General features: G+C 61.0%; 3 protein-coding genes. All 3 read right to left on the bottom strand.

Annotation, left to right across the window (positions count from 1 at the left end):
• Nucleotides 1–87 precede the first annotated feature (87 nt).
• A complete protein-coding gene (locus VMR39_RS23515; RefSeq protein ID WP_325419746.1) occupies nucleotides 88–1,302 on the bottom strand; it encodes an acetyl-CoA C-acetyltransferase in 1,215 nt (404 codons plus the stop codon).
• Entirely contained in the window at nucleotides 1,299–2,513 is a 1,215-nt protein-coding gene (locus tag VMR39_RS23510; RefSeq protein ID WP_008828106.1) for a CoA transferase, read from the bottom strand. Before VMR39_RS23510 ends, VMR39_RS23515 begins: the two co-directional genes overlap by 4 nt.
• Before the next feature lie 108 nt (nucleotides 2,514–2,621).
• The coding region (locus tag VMR39_RS23505) for an acyl-CoA dehydrogenase family protein (protein WP_325419743.1) at nucleotides 2,622–3,150 on the bottom strand (529 nt) is incomplete at its 5' end.

Raw genomic sequence — 3,150 nt, 5'->3', positions numbered from 1 at the left:
CGGACACCAAGCGCGCGCCCAACGCTGCCTTGACCGAGTCGCGATAGTCTCTCGCGGCGTTCAGGGCCTGGCGCAGATCAGCCACCTTCAGGCCGCGCGCTCGAAGATTGCGGCGATGCCTTGTCCGCCGCCGATGCACATCGTCTCAAGACCGTAGCGGCCTTTCGTGCGCACAAGTTCGCGGGTAAGGTTGGCAAGAATACGACCACCGGTTGCACCGATCGGGTGGCCAAGCGATATACCCGAACCATTGACATTGAGGATTTCGTTCCGGCCGTCGTCATCCGACCAGCCCCATCCTTTCAGAACCGCCAGGACTTGCGGTGCGAAGGCTTCGTTCAGCTCAACCAGATCAATATCGCCCCAGCCAAGGCCGCTGCGGGCGAACAAGCGTTGCACTGCAGGAACGGGACCAATTCCCATACGACTGGGATCACAGCCCGCCGCGGCCGAGCTATGATAAAAGGCGATCGGTTCCACCCCCAGTTCGTCGAGTTTGTCTTCGGCCACCACAAGGCAAGCGGCAGCGGCGTCGTTCTGCTGACTGGCGTTGCCAGCGGTTACGACGCCGCCCTCAATCGCCTTCAGCGCGCCGAGCGAAGCCATCGTCGCGTCGCCGCGATAACCTTCATCGTGTGCGAAGATGGCAGGCGCGCCCTTTCTTTGCGGCACCACAACCGGCACGATTTCGTCGTCGAACATTCCATTCGCCCAGGCGGCCGCGGCCCGCTGGTGGCTGCGCACGGCATAGGCATCTGCCTGTTCCCGGCTGATGTCATAATCCCTGGCAAGATTTTCGGCCGTTTCGATCATGCCGGAGATAACACCAAAACGCTCCGTCGGCTGAGACATAAGGCGTCCGCGCGTCAACCTGTCGTGAAGGGTGATACTGCCGGAACGTTTGCCCCCGCGAAGGTCGGTTGAATAATGTTCGACGTTGGACATTGATTCGACCCCGCCGGCGACAACAACGTCGGACATCCCCGTCTGCACCATCATCGCGGCGTTGACGATCGCCTGTAGCCCCGAACCGCAGCGCCGGTCGAGCTGATAGCCGGGGACTTCAAGCGGCAGGTCGGCAGCCAGCCATGACCAGTGGCCGATGGCCGGCGCCTCGCCGTTGCCATATCCCTGACTGACCACGACATCGTCGACCCGGGCGGGATCGATCTTCGTGCGCTCGATCAGGGCCTTGAGGATGACTGCGCCAAGCTCGCCTGCAGTCATCGGCGAAAGAGAGCCGCCACACTTGCCCACCGCAGTGCGGATCGGCATGACAATGGCTGCGCGACGAAGGGTCATTTCGGGTCTCCACTCGCCATGTTGCCCACAATACCTGCGTCGATCAGGCGGGCGATTTCGGCGGCAGGCAGCGAGAGCAGATCCGCCAGGACTTCTTCGGTATGCTGGCCATTGCACGGCGCGGGACAAGGATCCCGACGGTGCATTTGGGGAACGGTGGCGAATGTGCCCGCGGCGGGATAGTCGAAGCCGCTGGGATTTGGCACCATCCCGAAAATCGGATTGTTCGCTACCAGCGCTGGATCGTGAACCGCATCAAGCATCCTGCGATAGGGCGAAAAGACGATTCCCCCCGCATCGAAGGCAGTAGACAGATCGGCGTAATCACGCGACCGGATCGCCCGTTCAAACAAGGGATAGAGCATGTCACGCAAGGTATATCGGAGGCCGTCATCCTGTTCGAAAGAAACACCGCGCTCTTGTTCGATGGCCGCAACATCTTCGGAAAGGCCCAGCGCCCCCAGCAAATGGGCCCACTGGCGATGCGTGGCAACGACAATCATTGTCCGCACCCCGTCGCGCGTGGTGAAGTCGCGACCGAACAAACCATAAACTGCATTGCCAAGGCGCGGACGATCCCGGCCCGTATAGAGCATTTCTGCAAGTCCACCGAGGTTGGCGACCGTGCCAATCGCCACGTCTGACAACGGCAGCCGGATCTCGCATCCTTCGCCACTGGTGCTTCGCCACTGCATCGCGGCAAGCATGGCGAATGCTCCGTATGCGCCGGAAATGAGATCCCATGCGGGCAGGACATGATTGACCGGATCGGGGCCCGTTCCAGTCAGCATAGGGTATCCCACGGCATTGTTTATGGTGTAATCGAGCGCGGGCGAGCCATCGGCCCATCCCATTATCCGCAAGGTGACAAGATCCGGACACCCCTGCGCGAGGAGGGCATGGGACAGGAAACCATCCACCGGAAAATTGGTGATGAACTGGCCGGTTGCCCTCACGAGTTCCTGCACTATTTCACGCCCCTCAGGCCTGCGAAGATCAACCGCGACTGACTTTTTTGCACGATTGAGATTCTCCCAATAGAGCGAATCATTCGCCGCCGTCACAGGCCAGCGCCGGTAATCGGGGCCGCCGCCAATCTGGTCGACGCGTATCACCTGTGCGCCAAATTGCGCGCAATAAAGGCCCGCCGTGGGAGAGGCGACGAATGACGATGCCTCAATGATCGATAGGCCATCGAGAAAATTATACATGGCGTTTGATCCGGCCCGCAGGCGAATTGGCCATGCGCCAGGGCGGGGCGGAATGAACCCCCTGGCCGCCCATGGTGCAGCCTGCGGATGAAGTGCAACCCACGAAGGTCAATTCGCCGCCGCAAATTCACGCAGCATGTGCTTAGCGATCTGGAGTTGCAGGATCTGGGTCGTGCCTTCATAAATCCGATATATGCGCGCATCGCGGAAGAAACGTTCGGCATCGTATTCGGCAAGATAGCCGGCACCGCCGTGGATCTGGACGCAGGCATCCACCACGCGGCCGCACATTTCTGTCGCGAAAACCTTGAACGCCGCTGCTTTGCGCAAGATGTTCTCGCCTGCGTCGGCGCGCCGAGTGACATCGTCCATCATGCATTCGGCGGCATAGATTTCGATCTCGCTCTGGGCGAGCATCTGCTGGATCAACTGGAAGTTGGCAATCGGCTCGCCGAATGCCTTGCGCTCGGTCGCGTATCGGATGGCGCTATCCAGCGCCCGGCGGGCATAAGCGGTCGCTGCGGCGCCCACCGACATCCTGCCGTTGTCGAGGCTCATCATCGCGAATGCGAAGCCCTTGCCAAGTTCGCCGCCGAGCAGAGCCTCGCCGCCAACGTGGACATCTTCCAGCCCGATA

The sequence above is a fragment of the Sphingobium sp. genome, from assembly GCF_035511395.1.
GTDB lineage: Bacteria > Pseudomonadota > Alphaproteobacteria > Sphingomonadales > Sphingomonadaceae > Sphingobium.
This window is presented reverse-complemented; position numbering and strand designations above follow the sequence as displayed.

Coding starts and splice junctions, on each gene's coding strand:
- VMR39_RS23510 (WP_008828106.1), bottom strand. CDS start 2,513: ATGTATAATTTTCTCGATGGCCTATCGATCATTGAGGCATCGTCATTC.
- VMR39_RS23515 (WP_325419746.1), bottom strand. CDS start 1,302: ATGACCCTTCGTCGCGCAGCCATTGTCATGCCGATCCGCACTGCGGTG.